The sequence below is a fragment of the Pseudomonas sp. ABFPK genome, assembly GCF_001586765.1.
Lineage (GTDB): Bacteria > Pseudomonadota > Gammaproteobacteria > Pseudomonadales > Pseudomonadaceae > Aquipseudomonas > Aquipseudomonas asiatica.
Genome location: NZ_LQXW01000084.1, coordinates 1 through 817, shown reverse-complemented (window position 1 = coordinate 817; position 817 = coordinate 1). Strand labels below are relative to the sequence as shown.

Sequence of the window (817 nt, the reverse complement as noted above, 5' to 3'; positions counted from 1 at the left end):
CCGAGCAACTGAAAACCCCCGACATCGACAGCCTGAGCTTCGTGGAACGCCTCGGCCTGTTGGTCGACCGCGAACTGACCGAGCGCGACGACAAGCGCCTCAGCAGCCGCCTGCGTCAGGCCCGGCTCAAGCACAACGCCTGCCTCGAAGACATCGACTACCGCAGCCCGCGCGGACTCGACAAGGCGCTGATCCTCCAGCTGAGCAGCGGTCAGTGGTTACGCGACGGACTCAACCTGATTATCAACGGCCCGACTGGCGTCGGTAAGACCTGGCTGGCCTGCGCCCTGGCCCACCAGGCCTGCCGAGAGGGTTACAGCGTGCGTTACCTGCGCTTGCCGCGCCTGTTGGAAGAGTTGGGCCTAGCCCACGGCGACGGGCGCTTCGCCAAGCTGATGAGCGGCTATGCCAAGACCGACCTGCTGATCCTTGATGACTGGGGTCTGGCCCCGTTCAACGCGGAACAGCGCCGCGACATGCTGGAGCTACTGGACGACCGCTACGGCCAGCGCTCGACCATCGTGACCAGCCAAATGCCAGTGGACAACTGGCACGAACTGATCGGTGATCCGACTCTGGCCGACGCCATCCTCGACCGCCTGGTGCACAACGCTTATCGGATCAACCTCAAGGGTGAGTCGATGCGCAAACAGACGAAGAAATTGACGACACCGGGCACCTCAGACTAACAATGCCCCCCCTGCGTCGCTGCGCTCCGACTGCCCGGCCGGATGGCCGTGGAACAGGTGGCCAGATGGCCGTGGAATGCCTGGCCAGATGAGAGCGGACTGGGTGGCCGGATGGCGTGGAATCCGCA

At 64.3% G+C, this 817-nt stretch carries 1 protein-coding gene; it reads left to right on the top strand.

The features are described 5' to 3' along the window. Nucleotides 1–689 (top strand): IS21-like element ISPpu23 family helper ATPase IstB (gene istB / locus WM94_RS27695; protein WP_061552631.1); only part of this gene is annotated, 689 nt, incomplete at its 5' end. Between the last annotated feature and the right edge of the window lie 128 nt (nt 690–817).